General features: G+C 38.0%; 2 protein-coding genes and 2 pseudogenes. 1 reads left to right on the forward strand and 3 read right to left on the reverse strand.

Features of this window, described 5'->3' with window-relative positions:
* Window positions 1–200: 200 nt before the first annotated feature.
* Window positions 201–707, forward strand: a complete 507-nt coding sequence (locus tag JMY09_RS14290; protein ID WP_201624612.1) for a hypothetical protein — start codon at window positions 201–203, stop codon at window positions 705–707.
* A 24-nt stretch (window positions 708–731) separates the two neighbouring features.
* On the opposite strand, the gene JMY09_RS14295 is transcribed toward JMY09_RS14290, so the two are convergent.
* The 3 genes and pseudogenes from JMY09_RS14295 to JMY09_RS14900 form a co-directional block, all read right to left on the reverse strand.
* A complete protein-coding gene (locus JMY09_RS14295) occupies window positions 732–1,196 on the reverse strand; it encodes a hypothetical protein (protein WP_379606749.1) in 465 nt (154 codons plus the stop codon).
* A 15-nt stretch (window positions 1,197–1,211) separates the two neighbouring features.
* A pseudogene (locus JMY09_RS14895) lies at window positions 1,212–1,382 on the reverse strand (RepB family plasmid replication initiator protein); the annotation flags it as partial.
* Between the two features lie 181 nt (window positions 1,383–1,563).
* Window positions 1,564–1,691, reverse strand: a pseudogene (locus JMY09_RS14900) (IS3 family transposase); the annotation flags it as partial.

Here is a 1,691-nt window from a genome sequence, read left to right on the forward strand (position 1 = left end):
TCCAAAACACTGCTTTCAAGCATTAATAATACCCTATATTTGTTCAATAAAGTGAGTGCTATATAACTAACCGTCTGATTTACACAGCAGTTTATTTATAATTTGCCTGATAGATAAGTTAGTGCGATAGTTGTTCACTGAACGTTCTGGACAGTTGTACTGTACAGACACCAAAAACGTACTTGAACACTAGGTGAACAATGAACATATCGTTAACAAAAGCGGCAAAAGAATGGGGTGTATCAAGAACGACGATCTATCAGAAAATCAATGATGGTGAGCTATCCAGAACAACAGACAAGAAAATAGACGTTTCAGAAATGTTGCGCGTGTTCGGTGAGCCGATTTCTAAAAAACGTACTGAACGTTCAGTGGACACTGTTCAAAGTACACCTCTGAACAGCCAAAGTGTTCAGTACAATACGGACATTGAACACCTATTAGCGCTTGAAAAGCTCAAAAATGAGCACCTGAGCCAACAAGTAAGCGATCAAAAGAAGTTGATAGAGAATTATCAGCAGCAGATAGCACAATTGAACAAAACGCTGGATAAGGCCAACGCCAGTATCCAGGATTTCGCACAAGTAAGATTGCTAGAGTTTAAGCAGGCTGAAATAAGCGATGAGCTGCCATTTGAACCAGAGCAAGAAAAAGAAGATGATTCAATCGTCGCGACGGCTAAGAAGAAAAAACGGTGGTTCTTTTGACTATAACGGGTGTTAGAAAAAAAATTAGTGTTTAATCTTTGGTAGATAGCTCTCTAAAGCCTTATTAGGCTTGTTAAAACTTTCAGGCTCTCGCTGTATGATATTAATCATTTCGCGCTTAAATGCCTCAGTCTGCATTTTGCCGTCATAACTTAGGCTTGGATGATCGTTATAGTCATTCATAAACTGCACGCTATCGACAATGGACTGGATGGCTGCTTGCGATAATGCACCGTCTGCACCCGTTAGCTTGTCTAATGTTTTTTTATAGAAACTCAGCTTTAAGCCTCTAAATCCCTTACCTCTTGATTTCTTTTGATACTCCACGCTAACACTATAGTTTGTATTCTCGTTAATGTCGTTAATAGCTGTTTCAATAACAAATTGTCGCAAATGACCGAACTGCTTGTATTTACCTTTGACATTCATTACATGCTTAAATTCTTCAAGTGTAAAATCTTTGCTGTACTGAAACTGATTAACCCACATAACGACCAATTCATATAAACGTATTGAGTGGATACTTGATAACTCGCCGATTTCAAGCAACTTATACTTAGTAAAATTAGCTCTTAGCTGTGTCAAATAAGGCAAAATCTTTTCTGCAAAAGATAAAGAAACTTCTCCGTTATCCGGGTCATAGACAATACTACTGATAAGTCTTGTTTGAAGTATGAACCGCCCCGACTATATCGGAGAGCGTTTTATTTGAGTCAGGCAACTTTGCCTGACTCATTAAGACGATCATAATATTGCTTTTCAAACTCAAAAGGTGATACATAACCAATTGTACTATGCATTATCATATGAATTACCCGCGTTCCAACAAAGGTAATAACGCCAGAATCAGCCATCTTATCAGTATAACGAATAGATAAATACTGAACGCCTCTATCACTACGATGAATAACGTCTTTTGGGTTGTTTCTGTCTGCAATGGCTTGATTTAACGCTGCCATCACCATATCGATGTTCATACGATTA

This window comes from Psychrobacter urativorans (assembly GCF_904846695.1).
GTDB lineage: Bacteria > Pseudomonadota > Gammaproteobacteria > Pseudomonadales > Moraxellaceae > Psychrobacter > Psychrobacter urativorans.

What these genes read in the sequence shown, in the direction of transcription:
- JMY09_RS14295 (WP_379606749.1), bottom strand. Translation starts at nt 1,196, where the DNA reads ATGTGGGTTAATCAGTTTCAGTACAGCAAAGATTTTACACTTGAAGAA.
- JMY09_RS14290 (WP_201624612.1), top strand. Translation starts at nt 201, where the DNA reads ATGAACATATCGTTAACAAAAGCGGCAAAAGAATGGGGTGTATCAAGA.